Below are 25,772 nucleotides of genomic sequence, written 5' to 3'. Positions count from 1 at the left end.
CGCAGAGCAGGCGGCGGCCGAACAGCCGAGGGCCAAGCGGAGGTTGGCGTGGTGCTTGGCGTGGAGTGTGGGCTACGTATAGGCGCCGGGCTTCTGGTGATCACGGGAGTTGGAACTTGCGGAGTGGGCGCGATTCCTTGGCCTACGTGGCTTGTCCTACCGCGTCGCCGCCCTCGCGCTGGAAGATGCTCCGCAACAGAAACTCGAATGCTTCTGAGCCTTCGAAGACGACTGTGAGGTCCCGAGCGTCCAGGTCAACCAGACGATGGATGCTGATGCGGGCCTCGTGCTCTGTCGGGGCCACAATCGCCGCCCTGCCGACGGCCCACCCAGGTCGCGCCGATATCCGTGCACGCTCAACGTACCGGTCGACTGCGTCGGTGAGGAACACGAACACGATCAGTCGTCCGTCGCTCAGCGGCACGCACAGAGGGACGTCGACTCCATCGCCCGTCACCCATGCCAGGCGGAAGGTTATTGCATGCTCGGACACCAGTCTGTGCGTATCGCGCGGTGCACCGGCAATGGCGGCGAGCAGGTCGAGGTCCGGGTGCTGAACTCCCAGGTCTGATGCCAGTGCCAGAAACGCCCTGGCCTCGTTCTGGAAGTACAGGGCACGCGCGTCGTTTGCCAACACGTGCTCGGCGAGCCGTCTGTATACGTCGGCCCTGCGCTCGTTGGCGTAGAGCACTAGGCGCATGGCTTGGTGGTGGCCGCGGTCGAAGGCCGCCTGCCGTTCTATGGCTTCGCTGACGACATCGAGGATCCACGTGCGGATGCGCTCGTATGTCTCCTCTGCCTCCTCCTCGTCATCGCCAGAGGCGAGCACAGCCGCCGCCAGGTCATCGGCCAGCGCGTCGGCGACCACGTTGAGCCGGACACCGTTCGCCACGTTGAATCCGAGGTCCTTGTCCAGCCCGCTTTCGAACTCCTGGGAAGCGTCCCGCGCGATCTGCGCGCACCCGTTCATGTAGTGGAACAGCCCGAACATCGTCACCACCTCGACGGCCAGGCGGCCGGCTGTCTCATTGGTGATCGCGCCCGCCCGCCCGAGGACCCGAAACGCCGCGGCGAACAGCAGTCGCACCCCGAGCACATCGGCCCGGACTTCTTCCATCAGCACTTGAAGATCAAGGGATCGAGTGGTTCCGGCGGCGCGTATCGACTCGCGTGCCGTGGCTGCTTCGTCGCCAAACGACTCGTCGATGACCCGCTCGATCAGGTCAGCGAGGTTGATCTCCCTCCAATCAGTCGACGATCCCCGGTCGTGGGCGAGGACGACATGCCCACACTCGTGCAACAGCCCGTAGAACCAGAACGCCATGTAGAGCTCGTCCACAGGTCGGGCCTCCAGATCCGCAAGCGTCACCAGCGGTGCGAAAAACCCCTCGTTGAGCGCCGATTCGAGGAATAAGTAGCACGCCGTGGCCACGTCCCCGTGGCGCAGGGTCAGCTCGGCGACGATGCGGAGATTCAGCCGCTCGGCGACCCGTGCTCCCAATTCTTCACTTAGATGATCCGCAGACAGGGTCCCGCGTAGCGACGCAAGCATCTCCAGGTGCCGGGCGCTGAACACCACGACAGGCGGATCCAGACCTGGGAGTGAAAACGTCTCGGGCAACCCGCCGTCGATCCAGAACACGGTGATCGGCTGGCCGAGATGTTCCTCGACCACCTGGATGGCCTCGACCATCGGCGACCAGTGTTCCCGTCCATAGGCCCACACCCGCGCCGCGGCACCGACCCGTCGTTGGACCAGCCGCGCGAGAAGGGCCTCGTCGAGGATCAATCGCCCGCGGCGGATTCGCCGGCCGAAGATCCCAGCCGCCGGAGGATGTCGTCGACGTCCTGCGGACGGGGATTCTCCAGGACGAGATCGCCAACCTCGATGCGCGTGACACGGTCGCGTGTGAGGAACTCCGCCAACGCTCGAAGCGTGTCAGGAATCTGCTTGGCAACGATCGTCGCAACCACCAACCAAGACGCTGCCGCCGTACCGTCGAGGTTCCGCTGCGGTGTCGACTGCGTAGGTGCCCCGGCTTCGGTGAAGAGCGCAACAATCGGGTCGACTGTCTCAGGAGCGCAATCGAGCACTATGGTCATCGGTTCCACTGAAGTCCCCTGATCGTCTGGCGTGGAGTGCGGCGGTGACTTGCAGAAGTTGTGGCGATAGGCGGCGGGTGTTCGTGGAGAGTGCCCACGGTCGGCTTATCGAGTATCGCCCTGTGCTACTCGGATCGCACTCGATGCAGCGCAGGTTGATCAGATCATCCCCAAGCAGCCCATACTTGAGCTGGAATCGTACTTGGGTGTAGCTCCGGCTCGGGGAAGTCCGTGGGGCAGGCCGTGAGTTGGTAGCTGTGCCGGTCGGGGGTGGGGTAGAGGCGTTCGTGTTCGCGGGCGAGGTGGAAGGTCCAGTGCTTGTCGAAGTCGTCGTTGTCGTGCAGGGCGCGGAGTTTGAGAACGGCTTCGGCGCTGGCCAGGCCCCAGCGGGCGCCGGTGATGTCGAGGCGGTCGCCGATTTTTTGGCGCCAGGCGCCCTCGATCGCGCCGGTCTTGGCCGTGAACGCACGCTGACCCGCATCGACACCGCGATCGGGAAGCTCGCGGGTCTCCTGACCGACTGAGGCCACCGAACCGACGACAGGGCGGCCGGGTCCACAGCCGTCGAGGCCATGGGGACAGCGGAGCAGCTTCGCCGTCCCCATGGCCCTCACGACTCTCGGGACACCCTCCCGTGGCGGAGACGGTGGTCAAGTTCCCACAACGCTGTCCGGTTGGAATCCCAACGCACCGCCGACATTGCCCTGTTGAGGGAGAACCAGCTGTACTCGGTGTGCTCGCTGGACAGCACCAACTACGATGCAGTCGGCACGGACGCCGAAGGCATGCTCAGGAATCACCAAAACCTCCGGCCCCACGTGAACTCTCCAGTGACACTCACCACTGGAATCGTCGCCTGCACATCCAGTTCGATGAACTCGAAGTCGCCGCCCAGGCTTGCCTCTTCCGCGGCCTCTCGCCTGGCGGCCTGGAGCGGTGTTTCTCCCGCCTTGCCACCACCAGCCACCCCCTGCCAGTAGGCGCCGTCCAGGCGACGGAACAAGGCGTAGAGCAGCCCTCCCTCAGTCTGCCGGTACGGCAGTACCAACACCTGGAACGCAGCGCGACCCTGCACAGCTTCAGCCATCGCTCCACGGTAGAGCCGACAAGCCGCCTACGGTGTCGGTCGACTTCACCGCAGCCCGTCCCCGCCAGTCACGAAGCCCCACTGCGCCGATACCCGGCCCACAGCCGCCCGCCAGCCCGAGACAGGACCTCGTCAACGACGTAAACGAGTGCTTCGGGCTGCCCATTCAACGCCCCGCGAACAGCATGGTGCAGGCGCGTATTGAGGCCAGGGGCCGTGTCTTCGAGGCGACGCGCCAGCCACTTACCGCCGCCCCGCCACGCATCGCCGAGGGCCAATGCCAGCTCGCCTGTCCGCCTCGCCAACTCGGAGGAAATGAACAGCTGTTCGCCCGGATCGGTACTGCCAGCGAGATCGTCAAGCAGATCCGTGATCGCGTAGCGGAAATCCTCGATCTCTTCCGGCGTCGTCGGCGGTGGGCCCGCGAGGGCCAGCTTCCTGGCTTCGGTGGCCAGACGCTCACCGATCCCATCCATGTCGAAGAGGAGCGTGCTGTTCGCGCACATCCAAAGCAGCGGGGACCGGCGCTTGCGGACCTCCCGATCTACGAAGGTGTGCCAGGACTCGTCGGTATGCACGAAGAGTTCCACGGGCCAGTCGCCAGCCTGCAGGCTCTCTCTGTAGGGAGCGGGCGTGCCGTGCAACAGCACTACGATGTCCAAGTCGGACAAAGGCGTGCGGTGTTCCGTCAGCACGCTGCCTCCCAGAAACGCTGCTCGGGCGGCAGGATGCCGTTCCTCTACAACGGCGCGGGCAACGACAACCGGATCCATGCAGCCACTATCAAGCATGCAGAACCCGTCATGCATATGGATTCTTCGATCACTCGGGCAGGCCGCCGTACGGAGCAATGCTCGATACCTGCGGATCACTCCTGACGGAAGGCGCGCCCGCCGGGCTCTCACCCGTTCCCTGCGGCCACGTACAGAGGGTAGGCGAAGAGGTCGTGGCAGCGGAGGGTGCGCCCGCCGACGTTGACGATCTTGTTCTCCGAGACCGATCGCACCCGATAGAGGGCCGTGACCGTGCGCATGTCGCCCTTGACGCCGCCGTTGCGCACCAGGATGCTGACCGGCGTCGCGTAGTCGTCCCGCGACGTATCGGACCCGCCGCTCGCTTCGGGCGTCGCGCCAGCATCGCGCAGTGTGCCGAGCAGGACGTTGAGCGCGGTCATCATCGAGTAGGCGCGCTTGGTGGGTTCGTCGTCCCAGTAGCCTTCGAGCAGATACACGAACATGCCCGTCGCCTCCTCGTCGCGGACGCCCGCCGCGTCGCGTGACGCCGGGTTCTCCAAGGGGTTCGACACCCATACCGCGAGCTCGCGCAGTCCGCGCGGGGCACCGCCGCCGTCCAACGTGAAGATCACCTTTCGCGCCCGCATAGTCTCCAGCACGAACGTGGCCCGTCCTTCGTCTACGTCGTCCAGGGATGCCGGGCGGGTCGTGCGCAGCTCGCCCTTCTTCCGCAGATGGCGGGTCACGGACTCGGTCAGTTCGTGGTCGTTCGCGGCGCGTTCCGCCGACCCCTGCTGGTGTTCGACCACGGGGCCGGCGAGGCCGAGGGAGACCCGCCACTGGCGGTTCTTGGCCTTCGCGGCCGTCGCACCGATCTGCTCGGCGTAGCTGACCAACCGGGGCCGGTCGATGTACAGGTAGTCCCGGAACACGGGCGATCCCTCCTCGCAGGAGCACAGCACGTCACCTGGGCGCTCAGCGGCGGTCCCGGCCGGTGATCAGGTGGTCGCGCGCCTCTTTCAGCGCGCGTCTCTCGGCGCGCGGCAGAGACTTCCCCTCGCGCGAGGCCAGCCATGACTGCAGGACGGCGATGGTCTGATCGCGCGCCTCGGGGTCCCGCGGCTCACCGTCGGCCATCAGGATCGCCAGCACGGCCCGGCTCATTGTGCTCCGGTCGCCGGAGAACTCGCCCCGATCCATCGCGGCGAGCGCCGCCAGGCCGTGCTCGAGGGCCTTGCCCCGGTCGTCGTCGTCATCATCCCAATCATCGCCCGACCGCCACAAATCGCGAAAGGCCAGGGCTGCGTTGTAGCGGGCCATCGCCCGCAGGTCCGCCTCCTCGTCAGGCAGCAGCGCCAGCGCGCTCTCCAGATGGCCGGCGGCACGCCGCAGCACGGATCTGTCGACTCCGTCGTCACTCCACGACAGCTTGGGGAGCGCCCCGCCGAGCTTCAGGTGCGCTCCGGCCGCGGTGACGGGGAAACGGGCGGCGTCGACGTGGCGCAGGATCGCCTCGCTTTGCCGGATACCCTCTTCCCGGTCGTCCGCCGCGTCGGACGCCTCGGACTGGCGCAGTGCGAAGAGGACTTCCCGGGCGGGCTCGATCTCTGTCGGGTCGTCGGAGAAGGCATGGTCGGCGAGCGCCGCGATCTCGGCGATCATCGGGGAGCCAGACCAGTCGGACTCCGTCTCTCCCTTGGCCAGCTCGCGCGCCCGCAACAGGACGATCATGTCTGTGCCGTTAGGTTCCACCTCGCCTTCCATCAGCATCAGGATCAGGTCGTCGAAGTCGGCAGGTCTCATCCGCGTCCTCCGATTGGCGAGTTCGGTGGGGCATGCTGCACACGCACCATGCCCCACCGGCCGCGACGCCAACCCTGACCCGTCAGAGCACCGGCGCGTCCACCCGCTCCACCTTGTGTGTGCCAGTGCCAGTGCAGGTGCGGTACGAGCGGGTCCACGACGCCGTCGCCGTCGGGCTCTTGTTATCCGAGAGGATGTAGTGGGTCATCTGCGAGCGTTCCGGGGTCATGTCCAGCACGTCGTAGCCGTGGGAGCGGTTAGACCTGCTGCCGCTGCACGTCGAGCACGCCGAGGAGTTGGCTGCCGTGCTGTCCGATCGGGCCCTGCACAGCTTCATCGGCGGCGCTCCGGACACCCCGCAAACCCTGCGCTCGCGCTACCAGGGCATGACGGCAGGTTCTCCCGATCCGGCCGTGTCCTGGCTGAAGTGGGTGATCCGGCTCCGTGACAAGTCCTGCCTGACGGGCACAGTCCAGGCGACGGTCAGCCCCTCCGGCCACGGCCCCATCGCCGAGATCGTCTGGGTGGTGGGGACCCCGTGGCAGGGAAGAGGTCGCCACCGAAGCAGCCCAAGGACTCGTCAACTGGCTCAGCTGGCAGTAGGTGCACACCGTCATCGCCCACATCCACCCCGAGCATCGGGCATCTGCTGCCTTCGCCGCTGCCGCCGGGCTCACACCGACCGAGGAATGGCACGAAGGCGAGATCCGATGGCACCGGAGCATCAGACGAGAACTTCACCGATCGACAGGTCTTGACTATTACTCCGTCGTACGGCATCTCTCACAGTCCTCGCCACGCTTGTCCACGGCTGTGGATAGTTGCGGCCTTCCCTGCACTGGACTGCCCCACTGGGTGGGCAAGCTTTTGTCTGTTGCCTCTTGTGCCGATTGAACGACTTGATCCCAACTCAGTCGCGCAACCCCCGAGTAGCCGCTTCGGGTGCTGCCGGGCACTCTTGATCCGGGAACACGAGAATGCGTTCACCGCCTTCGTCTGGGGCACAGCGAAATAGTGGTCAGGAGGCCGTGGTCCACGGTGACCGGCTCGTCGGGCGCGGTCTCATCAACGATCAGTGCTGCACGGCGTTCCAGGGCGGAGACGTTGGCCGAGTTGTCGATGGTGGCGACCCCGTTGACCGTGACCTTCAAGGGCTCGGCGAGGAGCGCGGCGAGGCGCTCATGAATGACCTCCAGAGCCACCGCTTTTGCCGATCGCAGTCGCTCATAGCGGGCGGAGAGGTCATCGGAGTCGGTGTCGGGGCCGAGCTGGGCTTGGAGCCAGCGCAGTACGTTGCTGTTCACACAGGTCCTGATCCAAGAGAGGTGGTGGGGAGAAGCGGGTGCCCGGCTTCTCCCCACCACGTGGGTCTGCCCTAGGCGGACTTCGGCTTCCGAGCAGACGGCTTATCGGGTGCTGCGTCACGTGAGGGCGGCTGTCCGCCTTCCCAGCACCGCGGATTGGTGATCTGCTCGGCCACCGCCGGGTCCGTCACAGGCTCGCCGGCGAGCAGCACCACGGGGGTGCGCTCGACCGGGTGGAGAACATGGACGCTCGCGGCGAGCACGCCGAGCGACTTCACGGCGGCGCTCACAGGACGGTGGCGGTGATGTGGCAGTCCGGCGAGTACAAGACCGGCATTGCCGCGGCGGCCCCCTTGGTCCAAATCTGTACGGGGTCGTCCTCGACATCACGGGTGATGACGATGCCCGGGGCGTCCTCCCGCTCGATCTGGGGGTTCTTCCCGCGGGACAGGGCCAGGGACTCGGTGGTGGTGCCGTACTGGGTCTGGCCCCACTTCGCGCGGTCCGGCGGAATCATGATCCACCGGTCTTCCGGCAGCACACGCTTGGATACGTCGTCCTGCCACACCTGAGCCTTGTAGAACGTGACGGGTGGCAGACCGTAGTTGCCGCGTACCGAGTTGATCTGCTGCGGGTTCAGCGTCGCAGTCGGGGTCTGCCCGCCTGCCGGGGTGCCGTAGTAGGCCGCCCTGTACGCCCCGTTCGACGCCAGGTGCGACCACGCCTTGCGGGACGTGAGCACCATCTCCGGTGCCGGTGCGCCGATTGAGTCGAGATAGTCGATCCACCGCAGCTCATCCGCGATCGGGTCCGCCGCAGGGTCTGACCACGGCTTCGGTGCCGTCGGCATGTTGGCCTGCGGGACACCATAGTCGGCCTCGACCGTGAGGCCGTTCTCTCCGGTGAGGGTGAACTTGCCATCCAGTAGGACGTCGCCGGCGGCGAGTTCGAGGCGGGAGCGGATTGCTTCGACGTGTCGCTCGACGTCGTCGTACAGAAGCTCCACCAGCCGGTCCTCGTCAGCGCCGCGGGAGGCATCGAGGAGGAGCTGCTCCATCTCGCCGACGAGGAGCTTCTGGCCGAGCGCCGGCAGGGTGCCTTCGGTCTGCGTGGACTCAGCCTGCCGCTTCGCGAACGGCACACTCGTGTCGTACGCCCGGTACGAGGCGGCGTTCACGCGGCGCTTGCTCTGCCGGATGCGCCACTTCACGTCCTGCACCTTGGTCTCGGCGAACACCGTCTGGGTGAGCAGGAAGTCGCTAGGGTTCGGGATGGTGCGTGCGTAGACCGTGAGGTCGGCGACGGAGACGTTCTTCAGGAGGTCGGCGACACTCACGTGCTCACCGCCCCGAGGAAGCGGATCTGGGCCCCGGCCGGGCTCGGAGCGATCTTGGCCGGGTCAATACCGCCCGGGATCTTCGCTGTGTTCACGGTGCCGTGCCAGAACAGTGCAGCCGGGACCTTGGTGACGCCTGGAGTGAACGGCGCCTCGGCGTACACGAGACCGGCGAACACCTCGCGGCCGTCCTTCGCCGCAGGGTCGTAGGCGCCGTAGAGGCCGGAGGCAGTGATCCGGCCCACCGGGACACCGGCGCGGACGAAGCCGTGGGGCTGGGCGGCGGTTGGCTCGAGGTAGTGGCTGCCCTTGGCGAGCTTGGCCAGATCGAGTGTGATGGTCTCCGTGGAGTCCGTGCCGTGCCGAGACGCGAGCCAGTCCCGATCGGCGGTGACCGTCACGGAGGTGGTGTACGGCTGGATACTCAAGCCGTCTCCTCCAGGTGATACCAGTGCGGTCGCGCACTCACCGAGTGGTGGAGCGGTCCACGTGGAGGAAGGGCGGGGCGTGGTCCCCATGATCGAGTCTACGGATGCCAAGGAGAGGGCGCCGCTGCCGCCCCTCCGGCTGCGCCGTGACGCGACCCGCGGCTACTCGCAGAGGCCGGAACGGGTGATCCTCGCCCATAGGCAGAAGTAGGCTTCTCCCTGCAAGACCATGGGAAACGATCTACAGGGGGGGCCACGGTGACCGACGACCCCAGCGTGCTGCCCAAAGCCGGCAGCCAGATCACTGTCGACGGTCACCTGGTCACAGTTGTCATGGCTACCCCCACGCCGAGTGGCTGTGATCTTGTTATCCGCCACGGGAACGGGGCGCTGGCCGACGCGGCCCTTACCCACGAGGAGCTACGCGAAGCCACGGTCCCTGCTAACGACGCAGGCGGAAACCCCGACCGGGCCCTCGCAGGCCTCTGGGGACGCTGGATGCAGTACGCGGTCCCGCGTATCCGCTCCGCAGTCCTTGCCACACGTCCTCTGAAGCCATACGCGCACCAGGACGAGGCCGTCTTCACGCACATGCTGGCGCAGCCGCGGTTGCGGTTCCTGCTGGCCGATGAGCCCGGCACTGGTAAGACGATCATGACGGGCATGTACATCGCGGAGGGGACTCGCCGCGGGCTGATTCCGGGCCGCACCGTGATCGTGGTCCCGGCCCACCTGGTGACAAAGTGGCAACGCGACCTGCGCCGGTACTTTGCCATCGAAGCAGGCCGCCTCACCCCGGAAATTGCGCGCGACCCCAAGGATCTGGACCCACGTGTAACCGTCTGGGTTGTCAGCGTTGACCTCTACACCTACAACCCGGACGTTTCCCGCAAGGTGTCCGGATCTCGCGCATCCTGGTCCCTGGCGGTGTTCGACGAAGCTCACCGGCTCACCCCCACATCCCGATACCTGGGCGCGGCACAAGAGCTGGCAGAACGGACGCACCATCTGCTGCTCCTGACCGCAACCCCTCACCGGGGCAAGGAACACTTCTTCCGCGGTCTGATGAACCTCCTCGATCCCACGATGTACCCCTGGGAACCGCGTACCAACGACTACGAAGGAGCCCTTCGCCCCAGCTCCCTCTCATTCCTACGCCGCATGAAAGAGGAGCTCAAGGACCTGGAAGGCAACGACCTCTTTCCCCCGCGGTACGCAGACACGATCTCGGTGGGTCTTGAAGCCCGCGAGTACGCCGCTTACTCGGCGGTGATGGATTACGTTGACGACTTCTATTCGGACTCAGCGGTGCTCGCTCGCTCGATCTACGGTAAGAGGGCTGCATCATCACTGACAGCAGCACGGGCCACCGTTCAACGCCGTCAGATCGCCCTTAAGGGACCCGCTAGTGGCCGTACCAAAGGCGCAATCCCTGAAGAATTCACCACTGATTCCGATGGCGGGCTGACACTCGCAGTTGACGACGAAGAAGCCTGGGGTCGGGCCGAGGACCTGATTGTCTCCGCGCAAACTCAGGACAAGGCAAAAGAGCTTGCCCGTATCGAGACGGTACTCGCAGCGATCTCCCAGGCGGAGAACACGGGGACTTCTTCCAAGTGGGCACGCGCTCAGGAAGTCCTTGAGGAGCACTCGATTGCGCCGGGAAGCGGCCAGCTTCTTGTCTTCACAGAGTTTTCTGATACGGCTCGCTGGCTGGTCTCGCAGTTTGCCGCTATCGGCTTCTCAGTGAACATCCTGGACGGCACGGTCGGGCACCACGAGCGAGACAAGCTCCAGCAGCAGTTCCTCAGCGGAGCGTTTCAGATCCTTGTCTCCACCGACGCCGGCGGCGAAGGCATCGACCTCCAGTCCGCGCACGTCATGATCAACTGGGACATCCCCTGGTCACTGGTCAGGCTGGAACAGCGCATGGGCCGCCTGCACCGGATCGGCCAAACCAATCCCGTGCACATCTACCACCTGGTGGCGCCCGAAACCCGGGAAGGCCGCGTCCAGGAAGTGATGCTCGCCAACATCGAGGCTGCCAGCGAGGCTCTCGGAGGCCGCATCTTCGATCTCCTCGACGCTGCGACGGCACGATCCGGGTTCGACTTCGCCCAGGCGCTGGCCGCGGCTCAACAGCACCCGGACCAAGACCTGCGGATCCCCGAGGCTCGGACCTTGGTCGCTAGCGCCAGGGAACTCGTACGCGACGAGGACCGGCTCGTCAGCCCCGCCAATGTCGACGCCGCCATGGACCGCTTCCGCGCGGACCGTCTCGAAGCGATCAACCCCGTCATCGTCGACGCATTCCTGGACCAACTTGCCAGAGCACAAGGCTGGCTCCTCTCGCCAGGCCCAGCCCAAGGACTACGGCACGTGTCGGCACCGAAGCCGCTACCCGAGGCCCTGGGCGGTGGGGCTGAGCGGCTCGTCGCGGCCGACGGAGCCTCCGTACGTCAAGCGATCAACGACGGAGCCACCGATCTGGATGACGTCGTCGTACTCGGCCCCACTGAGGAATCCTTCGGGGAACTCGTCGAGCTTGCTCTGCACACTGGCGAAACGGATCTCGTGCGCGGCGCACACGTCGTCGACACTGCCTCGCTGACGGGCTACACCCTCCTGCTGTACGACGCTGAGGTCGAGGTCCACGACGGAGTCCGCCGTGTCAGGGAGAAAGCCCCGATGCTCGTGCGGTACTCCGGCGCGGGCGCCTTCGTAGCGGGCTGGGAATCGCTCATGAACCTTCAGGCACCAGCCGACGGCGTCTCGCTGCTGCACACCGGGCTGAGTCCAGCCATGCGGGCAGAGGGAGCACGCGAAGCCCAACTACTCCTGGAAGCAGAGACCACTCGCTTCCGAGACCAACGCCGCTCGTGGGTTGCCAAGGCACGTGAACAGCTCGACCAGGTCGAGTACAGGTACCTGGAAGAGCTCGAGGAATTGAGTGCTGCCGTGCGGCGGGAACGCATGGCCCAGTTCGCTCAGCACAAGCAGGATCGCCTGACGCAGCTTGCCCAGATCGAGAAGGTCAACCCCACTGCGCAGCGCATGATCGGCTGGCTGAACGTGGCCGGCGGAGCGAAGCAGGCAGAGCTCGGCTACGACCCGAACAGTGAGAAAGTCGCCGTCGCCACGGTTCTCGCCGAGTTGGAACGGCTCGGCTACGTCGTAGACGACAGGCAGACTGCAGGAGTTGGCTATGACCTCCTTGCGCGACACCGTGAACACGGCGAACAGAGGCTGGTCGAAGTCAAGGGGCTCGTCGATGATCTACGGCCGGTTTGGCTGGAGCAGCACGAGTGGGCACAGGCCCAACAACGAGGACAGGACTACTGGCTATATGTGGTGACGAGCTGCGCCACCAAGCCCGTGGTGACGATTCGGGCCCAAGACCCCGCCGGAAAGTTGGGAACCAACGTCCGACGCATCGAACGTGTACAGATCAGGGTCACAGACCTTATGAAGATGATGGAGATGAGCCGTGAACACCGCTGAATCTGGCGCCTCTGCGACGCCCACAGGAAACGCAGCGGATGACGTCCGAACTCGGCTCATTGACACCTGGTTCCCCTGCGCGGCGGTAGATGAAGCGTGCACGACACCTGCAGGCTCGGGGCGAAACGAGAAGGCGATCTTCCCGTGGTTCGCTTCGCGACCGATTGCTCAGGCCCGTGCTGCGGTGCTGACCACCCTGCTTCCTGTCGACGAGCGGATGCGTGTCCATGTTGAGAGCGCGGTCCGGAGTGGGAACAGAGTGGCGCTCGACCTGCTGGCTGAGGTAGTCAAAGAGAACTACGGCGGAAGGGAGCCGGTCGTTCTCGACCTTTTCTCCGGCCGAGGGATTCTCCCTCTTGAAGCCGCACGTCTCGGGGTCACATCAGTCGGCACCGATCTCAGCCCGGTTGCCACCCTTGCGGGGCGACTCCTCGCCGACTGGCCACTGCGTGATTGGCGCAGCGAAGCCCAAATCCCCTTTGAGAAGGAACTAGTCGAGGACGGCCTCAGGGTTGAGGGGGAGCCGAGACTAGTCGCGGACGCGCGTACGCTTCATGCTGAAATCGGGCGTCGCATTCAGAGTAAACTGGCTGATTATTACCCGCGAGATCACCGTGGGCAGCTTCCGTGGGGCTACCTCTGGGCGGTCTCAATGCCCTGCGATCATTGCCGCCGACGATTCCCCCTGCTTGGAAGCCTGACTCTCCGACACCCTTACAGCAAGACCTCTGATGTTGGCCAGTCGATGGAACTTATCGTCGAGGGAGATGCGTGGCGTGTTGAGGTAGTTGATGGACCAGCGACGGGCCAACCGACGTATACATCGGCTGGCAAGAAGGGGAAGAGTGCGCGCTGCCTCTTCTGTGGCCATATCCACAGCCTGGACACGGTGAAGGCAAAGGGTTTTGCCGGTCAGTACCAAGACGAACCATTGGTCGTTGCGGACTTCGAGGGCCTCGGAGTCAAGAGAACGGACACCAAGAAGGTGTTCAGAGTTCTGCGGGATGACGAACTCAAGGCCGCGCTTGAGGCAGAACCAAGCAAGCTTCCGTCAAATAATGGACTCTCGGCTATCCCCGATGAAGAGATTCCATCAGGGAACGCTCACACCGTTCAGGCCAGTGGACATGGCTACATAAGCTATGGGCGACTCATGAACGATAGGCAGTCGTTGCTGTTCGGGACGCTGGCACATGAGATTCGAGCATGCTTTGAAGAAATGACGCAATCGGGCGTCTCTAAGGAGTATGCAACCGTACTATCTTCGCTCGCTGCCGGAACCATGGTTCGTGCACTTCGCTATGCGACGAGAGGGGCCATTCTCAGGGCGCATGGTAAGTCTGACGGATCGAAACAGAATCGCGTCCAGATTGATCACATCTTCCGCAACGAGGCAAGTTTGGCATTCCAGTTCGACTACTTCGAAGCTGGCATTGGCAATGGCCCCGGCACCTGGGCAGGGTTGACAGAGACTGGAATCGCCCCGCTCGCGGCGCACCTGCGTGGTCTATCTGGCAAGCCGGCCAGAATTCGCCGCGCCAATGCGATGGCGCTGCCCTACCGTGATGGATCCGTTGATGCTGTAGTTTGCGATCCGCCCTACTACGACATGATTGAGTACGCTGACGCGTCAGATTTCTACTATGTCTGGCTCCGCCGGGCACTGCTGACGATTCAGCCTGATCTCTTCTCTGAGGATGTCGGTACGGTAGTCGCCCCGCGGCTTCAGAATAAGGACGATGAAATCATCGTTCGACGCGTGTACAACGGTGGAGTCAAACACGATAGGGACTTTTATGAGAGGTCTCTGGCTCAAGCCTTCAGCGAAGCTCGTCGCGTGCTGCGTCCCGACGGGCATCTAGTGGTTGTGTTCGGCCATTCGGATCCCGAAGCATGGAAGCGGCTCCTGGCTGCGTTGCACGCAGCTGGGTTCGTCGTCACTAGCTCGTGGCCATCACGATCGGAGAGCACTAACACTGGCGTAGCGAGCATCAAAGTCACAGTCACCAGCGGATGCCGAGTCGCTCCACAGAACCGGCCGGTGGCGACGGCGGCCCAGGTCGACCGTGAGGTCACCGAAGCTGTCAAGTCAGCGGTGCGAGAGTGGGAGAGGGACGGCCTCGCGTTCACTGACCAACTGATGGCTTCCATCGGTCGCGGCATGGAGGTATACGGCCGCTACAGCAAGATCCTCAAGCCGGACGGAACCGAAGCCGAGCTTGACCGCTATCTCACCCTGTCCCGGGTGGCTGTGCGTGATGCCATGGCGCTCAAACTCGACGAACTACCACTCGAAACCTTCGACAAGCGCACTAGGTTCGCGGTGTTCTGGCAGAGACTGAACGGACTGACTACGGTCCCGAAGGGCGAGGCGAGGTTCCTTGCCCAGGCAGACAGTCTCAATTTCGAAGAGGTGCGAACGAGGCTTTTGACGGAGAGTAACCGAGGATTCAAACTCCGCTTCGATCCGCCAGAAAGCGTGTCCGCAGACTCGTCGACGTTTGAGGTCGCAAGGGCTATGGCCGGCGCCTGGAACGAAGGCGGGACGGAAACAGTGGCTGGTGTTATCGCGGCAGCAGAGTTTGCTGCCAACGATCCACACCTTTGGGCCGTGGTCGGGGAAATGGTGACTCAGCTACCCGCTAGCGACAGAGTGGCCAAAGCACTCACCGCAATCCAAAGGAACGCCAATGCCATCAGTAGCCTAGCTCAGCGAGTGGCTGAGACATCAATGCCTGATTCGACGCAACTGACCTTCGCCCACTTGCTAGAGGAGAGCTCCTGATGAGCGCGCAACAAACCGTACCCCACTGGGCAGATGTGCTGGCCCTGCGGCCGGAGGTTCGCGCATCTGACGGCTCCGTCGGCGAACTCCAGATGTCGTTGCACAAGGCCGTGTACCAGACGAAGGACGTGCCGTACCGCAAGGTCAACTACTACGGCGAAATCACTGAGCCTACGCCGAATCTTGTCGGTTTCTTCGCCCGCGTGGCACGGCGGCTTGGGACCGACGGCATGGGTACCGCCCTCTTCCACCTTGACCAGGGGATGGGCGGCGGTAAGTCCCACGCCTTGGTTGGCCTCTACCACATGGCCAACACCCCTGCGGAATTCTTTGCCACCGAACTGGGGCAGGCAGTCTGGGAGGAGGCGGAGCAGGGCGGAGTAAGCCTCGATCTAAAGTCGCCCAAGGTGGTGACTCTCACAGCAGACAATTTCTCTCCGGGGCGCCCCACGGAGGTGTTCGGTCCAGCGATCAACCTCTTCGAACGCTTCATCTGGGCGCTCGTCGATGGCGACATGGACCGGTACAAGCACTACGTCGGTATGGGGCCGAACAAGGACACCATTCGCACGGCACTCTCGGATGCCGACCGCCCGGTGCTCGTACTCCTGGACGAGTTGATGGACTACGTGCTCCCGCTCTCGGCCCCGGCCTACGTTGAGACGATGCCCGATGAGCAGGCATTTCTCAGCGCGCTCATGGATGCCTGCGACGACATCCCACGGGTGTCGTTTGTCTTGGTCATGATCCGCTCGGAGCGGGACGAACGTGGATACAACATGGCCGCGCAAGACTTCCGACAGTTCGTTGCCGACCGCGTAGTTCGTAATGGCCTTACGATTCCCGTCAACGAACCGCAGGACTTTTCGTCGATCATTAGGAGGCGGCTCTTCCAGGCGGTGAAGAGCGATTTGCCAGCACTCGCCCTGGGGCGATCCTACATAAAGGCCGCCACAGGTCCGTACACGACCAAGGTATTCGACAAGCTCGGAGCCAATCGAGGTGTAGCAGGCTTCCCGGAGAGGGTAGAGAAGAGCTATCCATTCCATCCAGAACTCATGCGGCTTGTGCAGGAGGAGTGGTCCCTCGTCCAGGGTTTCCAAGAAGTCCGTTCCACTGTTGCCATCTTCGCTCGCACCGCCATGCACTGGGTGGATGAGAAAAAAGCTGGACGCTGGGCGCCAACACTGGTCGGTGTAGGCGATATCCCTCTCACGGTCGCGCTCGAGCAACTGCTTTCCTCCGGACTGCTCATGGGCAATGACCGTGCAGTTCAAGGCTGGCGAGCTGTGGCCGGCACTGACATCACGAGCTCCGACAAGAGCCACGGCCGCGCGGTAGCGATCGACAACGAGCTACGAAACCATGGGGTGGAGTCCCGGCAGCCCGCGCCAGCGGTACGAATGGCGACGGCATTGATGTGCTACTCGCTTGTGGGCCGAGCCCAAGGGCGTCGAGGGGCCACGAAGGCTGAACTGCTGGCCAGCATCTTCGAACCGTCGTTCTTCGGGACTTCCGAGTTCAACGCTGCCGAGGAGGTCTTCAACGCGCTGACCGCAGAAGAGGGGCTCGGTGCGCTCTCAACCGATACGCCTACGAATGCCCCGGCACGCTACTCACTGTCGATCAAGCAGAACCTTCGCATGTACTTCACGGCAGCCAAGGCCCTCGTGCAGCGCGTGGATCAAGAGTCCCTGCTTTGGAACGTTGCACAGCAGATCGCTCAGAACTCCCGAGGGCCGTTCGAACAGGTCATCACCGTGGACCGCCCTCGTGGTGAAGACGTTGAACTGAGCGAGATTTTCGCGGATGTTGATTCGAACGCCACGCGGCTTGTGGTACTTGACCCCCGGCGCTGGACACTGCTGAACGGCAAGGACAACAGCAGCCGAACTGAGATTTCAGCCCTCTTTGGTCTGGGCGATCAGGCTCTTACTGTTGATAACGCGGCTAGCTGCATCGTTGCCTGCGTTAACACGCAGCAGCGCGATCATGCGCGTAAGCGTGCCTGGGAAGTTCTTGCCTGGCGTCACGTTCTCCAGCAGATCAGCGATGACGCGGAGGACGATCTTGTCCAGGCGCGTAGCAAACTCAGCGCGGCCGAGGCCAAGCTCAAGGACGCTGTCCTCAAGGCTTACCGGCACTACGCGTATCTCCTGCGTGTCGGCCAAGAACTCGTCGTCGAGTTCAAGCGGTTCGAAGACGACGGAAAGTCCGCCCTCCACGGTCAGGCAGTCTGGGACCAGCTTATCGACAACGGTCGAGCCACCCGCCGTGGAGGACTGTCCCACGAGTACCTTGCTGCCCTGCTGCAAACCTTCGACCGAGCTCTCACGCCGCGGGAAGTGGTACAGGCCTTCTACAAGAACCCGGCCTTCCCGCTCGTTACCTCCATTGATGAGATTCGTCGAGTGATCTTCGATCTCATCGAGCATGAGTGGGAGCTCGTCGACAGCAACGGGGCTGCCCTGTCAGTTCAGTCGCAAGGCCAAATTCAGATCAACTCGATCGCCGTGACCCTCCAGCCTCGCGCGAAGACCAAACCAGAGGAGCCTGGCATTGAGGATGATTCCTTCGGGACAGGGGGGAGCCAAACCCCCTCTGGTCATGCCTCGGGGCAGGGGACGGGCCAGGGCGATGAGGAGAGCCAGAAATCAGACCCGGCTGAAGCAGACACTCCTCAAGGCACGAAAATCTACAAGCGTTATCAGCTCGAACTGGCCAACAGGAGTATCACCTCGCATGAGAAGCGCGAGGAGATTTGGCAGCTGCTGCGGGAACTGGCCAAGGCCCTGGACCCGGCGTTCTTCAACGAACGTGACCACCAGCTCATTGACTTGAAGGTGACGCTGACGACCGCAGAAGGCGATGAGGGGCGTGTCGTCTCGAAGGGGCAAGAGATCGGCGCACGTGTCGTCATCGAAGAGGACGACTTCTAAGCTCGCTGGGGCCACCCTCAGGGAGAGAGAAGGTGGCCCCCACGTCATAACTCGGGGCGTGCGTCGGTTGTTCAGCTCGTCAGCAGGCCTCGACGTCGAGCCATCTCGAGGCCGTGCGCGCCGGGTTTGTGCTCCGTGTTCCCGGGCCTGGACGGGGGCACTGAGGCCGGGGCACCACCAGGTGCTGCCGGCTCTGCGTGCACCGACCCGGTGAACAGCTCAGGGCGTCGGCTCCTCAACTCCTGAACAGCCGCATCGAGGGCAGCTTCGTCCGCTTCGTTGCCGGCGCGCAGCAGGACCACGGCGTCATCGAGGTCGCGCCCCGTGACTCCTGCCCCCACGAGACGAGCACGTCGCGTTGCGTCCTGCTCTCGCGCGATAGCAGCCTCTTCGCGAGCGAGAGCAGCCTGCTCACGCTCGGCGAGTACTTGCTCACGGCGCTCGGCTTCAGTGAGCTGCTCTTGTTCGGCTTGTCGGGCGCCGGTGATGAAGTCCTCCAAGGCCGAGGCGCTGGGGAATCCCAGCTTGTCCACGAGGTTGCGGATTGCCGCCCGGCCGCCCTGATCCTTCTTCCTGGCCATGAGGGTACTCAGGTGCTTCTGACTGACGCTGATGGTCGCTTCGTCGCTGTTCGAGGGATCGTCCGACGAGGCGCCGAGCACGGGGTGGACGGGGCGACCGTCGCGGCGGTGACCGAGCACAGCTGTCGGTGCGGGCAGACTGCGAGTCCTCAAGAGTGCTGCTCCCAGATGGCCCCGCGCCATATTCGAGTCTACGCAGACCAGCATCACGCACTGAGAACTCGGCTACCGCAGTGCATTTGTGCGCATACCGCATACTCCTGGTGAGTCTGGCTACGCCTGGAGGCGCGCTCGGTGATCCTGTTGGACGTCGAGCGGCTCGCCAAGCGGTCGTGCTGAGCTTCTGCGGCCACACGGGTCGACGCAACCCCACGAACAAGATCAACAATCTAGTTCGCCCCCGTATCCTCATGTTCAGGAACTTTGGGGGGAACATGCGCAAGTATTCGCATCGCACGAAGCTGATCACCGCCCTCGCGGGAGCGTGCGTAGCGACGGCTGCCGCAGTCTTCTTCGTCGCGAAAGCAGACGAAGACGGCTGGGATCATACGCTCACCTACTCGGAGCGGACCATGGTCCCCGTCGACGGCGGTCGAATCGAGATCGCCTACGAGTCGGTGGATAAGGCGTCATCAAATATCCCCAACTACGGTGACCGGACTTACACGCCGCACGTATCGGTGACGGCTTACAACGATTCCAACGAGGCGAAGACGTACACGGTCAGATTTGATGTGTCGCGGGCGGGTGCTCCTGTGCGGACCAGCAGTAATGCCGTGACCCTGTCCGGGGTGCAGCCTGACAGCAGGAGCCGGGGTCAGTACGAAATCACCCAAAGCGAACGCGGCGGGGGCCCCGGGAAGGTGGCGGTGAACGGGCTCTCGTCGGAGCGGGAGACGTACGTCGACAGTCCTACGGGCAAGGACTTCACTCTGGAGGTAGGGGAAGTGAAGTCAGAGAAGCACTACGCGGAATCCGGATCTACTCGCTGACATCGTCCGCCTCCGCCTCGGCTGGAGCCGAGGCGATGCGTTTCGGTTCAGCATTCGCCTCGGGCTGGCGCCCGGCTCTGATTCGTTCGACTTCCTGACGGGCGTCCTCGATGGGGTACCCGGCGTCTTGCAGCATGCGGATGCCCGTCTCGAGCGAGAGCACGCCTGCGGTGACGCCGCGCACCACCTCTTCCAAGATGGCTGTCCGGTCGGTGGGGGTGTGCGGGCCGAACACGATCTGAGCAGACAGCGGGGGGCCGGCAGCCCAGCCCTCGGCGTGGCCGGCTTGGTGAATCCGCTGCACCATCTTCAGCAGCAGCGCGTACTTGTGGGCCCGTGCGAGCCGCATGGAGTCGACCAGAGAGTCGAGTGGGCCGAGGGACAGCTGGAGGGCGTATCCGCTGGGTACGTCGGAAGGATCGACGGTGCCCAAGCTGACAGCCGGGAGTCGGGCGTTGACGGCGGCCCTGTCGCGTACTTGCTCAACGCGGGCACGAAGTTCGGCGAGTTGGTGTGAGGTGTCGAGGACGTCCATGCGGCCGCCGTCGGCGAGCGCGAAGATTGTTCCAGGTTCGACCGCGAGCGGCTTGGGCCTCCCGGTTACGCGGTCGACCTCGGGGCGGGCTCCGGCCAGGCCGATGATGGGGGCGCCCGTGGTGGCCGAGGCGCGTGCGGAGTCGGTGTCGGATTCCGCAAGTTCGTCGAGAGCCTGCATGACCTTCGCGAGCGTCGGCTGTCCGAAATGCTCACCGTCGGACACTGTGTTGCTGATGTGGACGATCGGGATGAAGTCCAGCCGCAGATCCAGGCGGTGTAGAACCTCCCCGTCCCCACGGGTCCGGAAGCGGGCCTTGTCCAGCGGCAGCTCGTCCAGAGTATGGCCGTGCCGCAGATCATCCAAGGGCCATTCAGCGTCGGTCAGATAGCACGTGATGGCCGACATCCGTCCAGGTGCCCAGGGGTAGGTGCGCTCGATCTTGCCGAAGCCGGGGTTGTAGCGATCGCCGCGCTCCACGACGAGCCCTCCCACGCCATCGCCGACCGGCTGTCGCATGCCCTGTCCGTCCGCTGCTTCATGACTGCGTGTGGATGGCGTGATGGGGCCGAGCTCGTACGTGATCCGCCGAAGCCGCGGCTTCATTCCCCTCTTGGGGTCTTCAGGGATCTCCCAGGCCAGGTGCACGCGCTGCGGGTAGTCGCCTGGGTCGGCATCGTCCTCGATCACGGGGAAGTAGAAGCCAGGGTCGTATGTCTTGAGGCGTACTCGCTGCTTGTCCGGATCCCAGGCCAGCAGGTAGAGGCCGTCTCCGAGGAGCACGGCCTTGCGCTCGGCGGCCTGCATGCGCAGCGGGAGCAGCTCGGCCTCCGCCCACGCTCGCAGGCGCTGCTGTACCTCCGCGGCTGCCACAGCCTCGGGTGCCGGGGTGTCATCGGTGGCCTGCTCGGCGCCGGGCACGATGATCTGCTGCGACTTGCCCAGCAAGTGGGCGAGTGCGGTGTCGACGAACGTCGACGCGTCACCGAACTCCCGCCGTTCGGCGGCTGCTTCGTTGCCGGTGAGAGCGGTGAGCTCGCCGGCCTGGTTGTTGTCGTAGGCCGCCATGAGCTTGTAGGCGGCGAGGCGACGAACTGCTTCATTGGGCAGCCACGTCGCGTGAAGCGCAGGAGCCAGAGATCGGTGAGGCCGTCCGTCGTGCGTGGCGGACATGATCGGCTTGTAGTTGAGCCACGACCAGGCGTCGGTCAAGAAGGTGCGCAAGCCCACGGGGTTGAGATCCGTAACGTCGGCCCCGCGCCTTCTTCACCCTAGGTGATCGAGGACCTGCTTCGGTTGGATCGCCCGTGGTGCAGTACTACCTCCAAACCCGCCTCGGTACCGAGGACGTTGCGGAGCCCTTCCAGCAGTGGGCCGTGGCGCTCGCCCAGAACCTGCTACCCGCGGTGGGGTGCTGGCGTGAACTCCCCGATGCGACCCTTCTGTGTTCATCGCCGACCCGACAGGCGATTGTCGCCGTACGGGGTCAGAGTGCTACCGGCCTCGATGGGGGCGGCGAGTTGCGTGAGGGCGTGGACGGCGGCGTCCATGCGGTCCGGCGAGTCCATGCCGGCGACCCACGTCACCATCTGCTGCTCCAATGCAGGCCACTCGCCCACATGGTGCACGCGGCCCTGCTCGTAGAGCTGGGCGATCGGCTCTGCTCGAAGTCGCTTGCCCTGCTTGGCAGTCACCGGCAGTACCGCCGGCATCAGCATGCCCTGCGTACGCCGTTCACGCTGCAGTCCCTGCCATGCCTGGTGGAGGATCTGCGTGCTCATGTCGCCGCCGAAGTTGGACTCGACCACGATGGCGTCGGCCCGCAACTCGATGGCCAGCAGGCATGCTTCGCGGCCCCATGCGTCCGCGCCGCGATTTCCCGAGCGGTCGTCCAGGACGTAGAGGTGTCCGCCGCGATCAGACGCTGCTGCGACGATGCCCGTCTCGTCACCGACAGCAGACTCGCCGCCAGCCGGGTCCACAGCAACGACGATGCGGGCCAGGTCGATACCGCGCAGCTGTGCTGCGCTGGTCCGGTTCTCGGTGATCCACGGCCACTGCCACACGCCGCCGTCCTGCGGGCGCGGCTGCTGCATGTACAGCGACCACCACACCCGCTCGCCGACTGAGCGGCGGATCTCGGCGAGTGCGTCGGCGTCATACCGCTCAGGCCACAGCGGTGCACCGATCGCACGGTTGAGGGCGTCGTCCTCGGACAGGGCGAGAGCTGGGAGATCAATGACCGTCCACCGGTCGCCCTCATCTGCCAGGACACGGCCGGCGAGATCATCCTCGTCCCAGCGCGTTTGAATCAAGATCACCGAGCCGCCCGGCTCGATGCGAGTCAGGAGGACGGCCTGCCACCACTCCCACAGGCGCTTGCGCATCGTGGGCGAGGACGCCTCCTGAGCGTCCTTGATCGGGTCGTCCACCACGGCCAGGTGGGCGCCCTTGCCTGTGAGGCCGCCGCCAACACCGGCCATGACCGCGCCGCCCTCGGTGCCGGCCAGGTCGAAACGGTTCGCCGCGCTGGAGCCGGGGCGCAGGCTGACGCCGAGCTGCGGACCGTACGTGAGGATCGCGTCGCGAATCCACCGACCGTGATCGTCCGCGAGGTCGGAGGAGTACGAGGCGATCATCACCCTGTGCTCCGGGCGCCGCCGCAGATACCAGAGTGGCGCCCAGCGGGCTGCCCTGCGGCTCTTGCCGTGCCGGGGCGGCATGGTCAGCAGCAGCCGAGTCGACTTCCCGGCCGCGACCTGCTCAAAGGCAGCGTCGATCAGCCCCAGGTGTGGGGCCTGCATCTCCCGGCCGTCGGTGAGCACCGAGGCCATCGCGCCCGGCGAACGGTCCATCGCCAGCTGACGCTCGATCCGCACAAGCCGATCCCGCAGTTCAGGAGTTGAGGCTGCGGCTATCTCACGGCGTCGCTGTGCGGGAAGCGACCGGTAGAGCTGGAGGACCGCGGCCTCGTCAGCCCTTGCCATCCTCGCCCGCATCGCCCCCGGCAAGGGCGATCAGCCGCTCCAACTCGTGCAGGCCCGCAGTCTCCACCTGGACCGCGGCGCCGTCCGGGCCAGACAGTTCGGTGCGGGCAGGTCGGTCCAGGCCGAGGAGGCGGCTGCTGCGTTCGATGATCCGTACCGCGCGGTCCACGGCCTGGTAGTCGCCGTTGCGGATCGCGGCGCGGTAGACGCCGAAGAAGAGCCGCTCGAGTCGCTCCACCATGAGCTGACGCAACGCATCGGTGTTGGTGTCCAGGGCGGTGGTGCGCTCGACGAGGGCCTTGGAGACGTCCTTGCAGGCGAGCTCGATCAGCCGCTTGTCGGTGGGAGGCTCCTGCCCACGTTTGTACTTGTCGATGCCGTACCCCTGCGGGTATGCGACACCGTCAGAGTTGATGGCCGGGTCGGCGGCCAGTTTGCGGCCGATGGTCAGCCAGTCGACGCCGGCGAGCTTGAGGTCGATCGCGTCGGCGCGGCGCTGGGTGATGGCAGCCCGGGTGGCGCGGTTGGGGCGGCCCATGACACAACTCCCTGGGCCCCGCGCCTATGTCCATGATCCCTGACTCAACCGCGAACCGAGCTGACCTGCAGGTTTCCCACTTGACGGGCAACAGAGCCTCGGGTGGGCATAGGCCCCGTGAATCGTCTGGTGTCCCGCAGGCAGGCGGGCTGAACGAGCGAGCCGGAGAACGGGGGTGCCGCATGCGGGCCGCGTGCCGTTCCGGAACGGCGAACGGAACCGCTGGGGCGCATCGTGCCGGCCTGCGGCCGTGGCGAGGTAGATGCCGCTGTCAGTGACGGCTGATAGACGTAGCGGATGCCTCATACTGCACCTGCATCCCCCGAACCGGCATGCTGTGGATGGAAGTTGCCGACTCGCCTGGACCCGAAATTGCCGTCGCTGGGGAAGCTGATCGCATGGCAGCGCGGCCGGTGCGCCTTATGCGGGCGATGTCCCACCGCGTGCGTAGTGGACCATGACCACGTGACGGGGCTCGTGCGGGGGTTGCTGTGCTCCACCTGCAACACGATCGAGGGCATGAAGGGCCCTGTGGAGGAGCCGTTCGCCTCCTACCGAAGTCGGCCACCCACGGCAATCATCCGTTTGACGCTTCCCTACCGCTCAGGCGATCGCGAGTACTCCTATCGATGTGATCGCCACCTCGGTTATGTGAGTATTCCTTCCGTATGGTGCCCCGGGATCAGTGACCTCATCCTGCTTGACGATCCATCGGAGCCGACATCCATGGCGCATGCAATGGAAGAATACGAGCGCCAGAGTCCAGGAATGGGCGATATTAGCCGGAGTGAACTGGTCGCGTTCGAATGCGTAGGTCGTCTCCGTCAGGATGGCACCTGTCACGACCAGCTGATGCACCTGGCAGGTGATCCTCCGCCGCAGACCGCAGTGTTTGCGCCTACTCGCGCTGCGCGGGCGCAGAGTATGACCGGCACTTTGGCTGCCGGTCAGGTATTGGATATGCGAAACGGGCCGCGTGGGCTTCCGCGCCGCGGGTCAGCTCCTTTATGGAGACGGGTCGATCGTTGAAATGGTTCGACACCGTCTCTGGTTTTTGATCGTTCACGGGTGCTCGCCAGTTCGCTGGTGAGCACCCGAGAATGCGGCTGGCCTCACGCCACCGATCAGGCGAGCGTCAGTTGCTCGGGGCCGCCGTTCTCGCTTCCATCACCTCCGGGCGGTGGCGGTGCGTCGGGGATGTCGCGGTTGAGGCGCAGCCACCAGGCGAACTGCCAGTTCCTGCAGGTCCGGTGCAGCCGGGAGTTCCTCCTGCCGGCGTCGAGCGGAATGGAGTGCTCGCCCCATCCTAGGATGGGGCGAGCGTTGGCCAGCCGGACGCCGAGGCCAGGTACGAGGGCGTTGCCCTCCCAGGTTTCGCCGGGTGCGTGCTCGAACGCCAAGTGCGCGTTGCGGGACCAGTCCCAGGGGATCGGTAGGGCGCACAGGTACCAGGCGACTGGCGGGTTTGCCGCGGGTAGGTGAAGTGTCTGTCGGCGTTGGTAGGTGTTGATGCGTGGTCGGTCGGATTCCCCGAATGTCTTCAGGCAGTGCTGTGTCAGGTCGAGTTCACGGATGCCGGCCAGCCACATGATGCGGTAGCTGGCCCTGGCTTCGATGTCTATGTGGACTCTGTCTGAGTCCGCCGCCAAATGCATTCCTCTACCCCTCCAATTTGGAATTCCTATCCTCGATCGATTTTATCAAAATATCCAGAATTCCGCCGTGCTTGTTGTGTCGGAATTCGTTGGGGTAGGGCATATTGAATTCCTCCGAAAATGCCTGACGGTATTCCTCGATCGGTAGGACTCGGGGGCGCTTGCAGACGGCCTTGACGGTGGCCCTGGTGGTGTCGCTGATCTTTACGTCCTCGAAGTAGCGGGACAACAGACCGAGGAGGGACTCGGGCGTGTGGTAGCGGATCCGCTGCCACTTGCCGCGTACGAACCGCATGTCGACGTTCGCGCTGTCGAGGAAGGACAGGCGAGTGGAGTCGCGGCTGATGGAATGCTCGGAGTTTTCGTACGCTAGCCTCGAACTTTCGTGGTGGGCCGTCGACGAAGTCGGCGGCCCATTTTGTTGTCGGTGGTGGAGGGCGGGCAGGCTGAGGGCCCGGGTGTCG

22 protein-coding genes and 2 pseudogenes are annotated in these 25,772 nt (G+C 64.5%); 7 read left to right on the top strand and 17 right to left on the bottom strand.

The features are described 5' to 3' along the window. Positions 1–142: 142 nt before the first annotated feature. From ABT254_RS44525 to ABT254_RS44490, 8 genes and pseudogenes are all read right to left on the bottom strand, one after another. Positions 143–1,693 (bottom strand): hypothetical protein, encoded by a 1,551-nt coding sequence (locus ABT254_RS44525; protein ID WP_351483437.1) that lies wholly within the window; start codon positions 1,691–1,693, stop codon positions 143–145. A gap of 92 nt (positions 1,694–1,785) precedes the next feature. Continuing rightward, entirely contained in the window at positions 1,786–2,103 is a 318-nt protein-coding gene (locus tag ABT254_RS44520; RefSeq protein WP_351483436.1) for a hypothetical protein, read from the bottom strand. 164 nt (positions 2,104–2,267) lie between these two features. Continuing rightward, a pseudogene (locus tag ABT254_RS44515) lies at positions 2,268–2,555 on the bottom strand (hypothetical protein); the annotation flags it as partial. A 344-nt stretch (positions 2,556–2,899) separates the two neighbouring features. Beyond that, the gene (locus ABT254_RS44510; protein WP_351483435.1) at positions 2,900–3,190 is read right to left on the bottom strand and encodes an NUDIX domain-containing protein; all 291 of its coding nucleotides are present in this window, start codon (positions 3,188–3,190) and stop codon (positions 2,900–2,902) included. A gap of 68 nt (positions 3,191–3,258) precedes the next feature. Next, positions 3,259–3,963, bottom strand: coding sequence for a nucleotidyltransferase domain-containing protein (locus tag ABT254_RS44505; protein ID WP_351483434.1), 705 nt, complete (start codon positions 3,961–3,963; stop codon positions 3,259–3,261). Between the two features lie 128 nt (positions 3,964–4,091). Beyond that, complete coding sequence (locus ABT254_RS44500; RefSeq protein ID WP_351483433.1) at positions 4,092–4,856, bottom strand: hypothetical protein; 765 nt, start codon at positions 4,854–4,856, stop codon at positions 4,092–4,094. A gap of 43 nt (positions 4,857–4,899) precedes the next feature. Next, positions 4,900–5,727, bottom strand: coding sequence for a hypothetical protein (locus tag ABT254_RS44495; RefSeq protein ID WP_351483432.1), 828 nt, complete (start codon positions 5,725–5,727; stop codon positions 4,900–4,902). An 82-nt stretch (positions 5,728–5,809) separates the two neighbouring features. Continuing rightward, a complete protein-coding gene (locus ABT254_RS44490; protein ID WP_351483456.1) occupies positions 5,810–6,064 on the bottom strand; it encodes a hypothetical protein in 255 nt (84 codons plus the stop codon). Between ABT254_RS44490 and ABT254_RS44485 the strand changes: the two are divergent. Further along, positions 5,991–6,450 (top strand): annotated as a pseudogene (locus ABT254_RS44485) (GNAT family N-acetyltransferase); the annotation flags it as partial. The gene ABT254_RS44490 and the pseudogene ABT254_RS44485 overlap by 74 nt on opposite strands. A gap of 260 nt (positions 6,451–6,710) precedes the next feature. Here the strand turns inward: ABT254_RS44485 and ABT254_RS44480 are convergent. The 3 genes from ABT254_RS44480 to ABT254_RS44470 form a co-directional block, all read right to left on the bottom strand. Next, complete coding sequence (locus tag ABT254_RS44480; RefSeq protein ID WP_351483431.1) at positions 6,711–7,031, bottom strand: hypothetical protein; 321 nt, start codon at positions 7,029–7,031, stop codon at positions 6,711–6,713. Between the two features lie 286 nt (positions 7,032–7,317). Then, positions 7,318–8,367 carry a major capsid protein gene (locus ABT254_RS44475; protein ID WP_351483430.1) on the bottom strand — a complete coding sequence of 350 codons (1,050 nt, stop codon included), beginning with the start codon at positions 8,365–8,367 and terminating at the stop codon, positions 7,318–7,320. After that, complete coding sequence (locus ABT254_RS44470; RefSeq protein ID WP_351483429.1) at positions 8,364–8,795, bottom strand: head decoration protein; 432 nt, start codon at positions 8,793–8,795, stop codon at positions 8,364–8,366. The genes ABT254_RS44475 and ABT254_RS44470 overlap by 4 nt, the downstream gene beginning before the upstream one ends. A gap of 88 nt (positions 8,796–8,883) precedes the next feature. On the opposite strand from ABT254_RS44470, the gene ABT254_RS44465 reads away from it, so the two are divergent. The 4 genes from ABT254_RS44465 (at position 8,884) to ABT254_RS44450 (ending at position 18,020) form a co-directional block, all read left to right on the top strand. Next, positions 8,884–9,006 carry a hypothetical protein gene (locus ABT254_RS44465; RefSeq protein WP_351483428.1) on the top strand — a complete coding sequence of 41 codons (123 nt, stop codon included), beginning with the start codon at positions 8,884–8,886 and terminating at the stop codon, positions 9,004–9,006. Positions 9,007–9,053: 47 nt separating this feature from the next. Next, a complete protein-coding gene (locus ABT254_RS44460; RefSeq protein WP_351483427.1) occupies positions 9,054–12,296 on the top strand; it encodes a helicase-related protein in 3,243 nt (1,080 codons plus the stop codon). Between the two features lie 184 nt (positions 12,297–12,480). Next, positions 12,481–15,081 carry a hypothetical protein gene (locus ABT254_RS44455; protein WP_351483426.1) on the top strand — a complete coding sequence of 867 codons (2,601 nt, stop codon included), beginning with the start codon at positions 12,481–12,483 and terminating at the stop codon, positions 15,079–15,081. Then, positions 15,081–18,020 carry a DUF499 family protein gene (locus tag ABT254_RS44450; protein WP_351483425.1) on the top strand — a complete coding sequence of 980 codons (2,940 nt, stop codon included), beginning with the start codon at positions 15,081–15,083 and terminating at the stop codon, positions 18,018–18,020. Before ABT254_RS44455 ends, ABT254_RS44450 begins: the two co-directional genes overlap by 1 nt. Before the next feature lie 71 nt (positions 18,021–18,091). Here the strand turns inward: ABT254_RS44450 and ABT254_RS44445 are convergent, their stop codons facing one another. Next, a complete protein-coding gene (locus tag ABT254_RS44445) occupies positions 18,092–18,682 on the bottom strand; it encodes a hypothetical protein (protein ID WP_351483424.1) in 591 nt (196 codons plus the stop codon). A 353-nt stretch (positions 18,683–19,035) separates the two neighbouring features. Here ABT254_RS44445 and ABT254_RS44440 point away from each other — a divergent pair, with 353 nt between their 5' ends. Continuing rightward, positions 19,036–19,593 (top strand): hypothetical protein, encoded by a 558-nt coding sequence (locus tag ABT254_RS44440; RefSeq protein ID WP_351483423.1) that lies wholly within the window; start codon positions 19,036–19,038, stop codon positions 19,591–19,593. On the opposite strand, the gene ABT254_RS44435 is transcribed toward ABT254_RS44440, so the two are convergent. The 3 genes from ABT254_RS44435 to ABT254_RS44425 form a co-directional block, all read right to left on the bottom strand. After that, positions 19,583–21,358: a hypothetical protein gene (locus ABT254_RS44435; protein ID WP_351483422.1), complete on the bottom strand. Its 1,776-nt coding sequence runs from the start codon at positions 21,356–21,358 to the stop codon at positions 19,583–19,585. The two genes, ABT254_RS44440 and ABT254_RS44435, sit on opposite strands and share 11 nt — an antisense overlap. Before the next feature lie 218 nt (positions 21,359–21,576). Then, entirely contained in the window at positions 21,577–23,007 is a 1,431-nt protein-coding gene (locus ABT254_RS44430; RefSeq protein WP_351483421.1) for a terminase large subunit domain-containing protein, read from the bottom strand. Positions 23,008–23,101: 94 nt separating this feature from the next. Next, positions 23,102–23,653 carry a hypothetical protein gene (locus ABT254_RS44425; RefSeq protein WP_351483420.1) on the bottom strand — a complete coding sequence of 184 codons (552 nt, stop codon included), beginning with the start codon at positions 23,651–23,653 and terminating at the stop codon, positions 23,102–23,104. 297 nt (positions 23,654–23,950) lie between these two features. On the opposite strand from ABT254_RS44425, the gene ABT254_RS44420 reads away from it, so the two are divergent. Further along, on the top strand, positions 23,951–24,682 hold the full coding sequence (locus ABT254_RS44420; RefSeq protein WP_351483419.1) for an endonuclease domain-containing protein: 732 nt from the start codon (positions 23,951–23,953) through the stop codon (positions 24,680–24,682). Between the two features lie 95 nt (positions 24,683–24,777). Here the strand turns inward: ABT254_RS44420 and ABT254_RS44415 are convergent, their stop codons facing one another. Together ABT254_RS44415 and ABT254_RS44410 are read right to left on the bottom strand one after the other, a co-directional pair. Then, a complete protein-coding gene (locus ABT254_RS44415) occupies positions 24,778–25,302 on the bottom strand; it encodes a hypothetical protein (RefSeq protein WP_351483418.1) in 525 nt (174 codons plus the stop codon). Between the two features lie 10 nt (positions 25,303–25,312). Continuing rightward, the coding region (locus ABT254_RS44410) for a hypothetical protein (RefSeq protein WP_351483417.1) at positions 25,313–25,772 on the bottom strand (460 nt) is incomplete at its 5' end.

Source organism: Streptomyces sp. NPDC001137, from assembly GCF_040298885.1.
Classification (GTDB): Bacteria; Actinomycetota; Actinomycetes; order Streptomycetales; family Streptomycetaceae; genus Streptomyces.
Note: the sequence above shows the minus strand (reverse complement) of the source record. Positions and strands in the feature narration are given on the sequence as shown.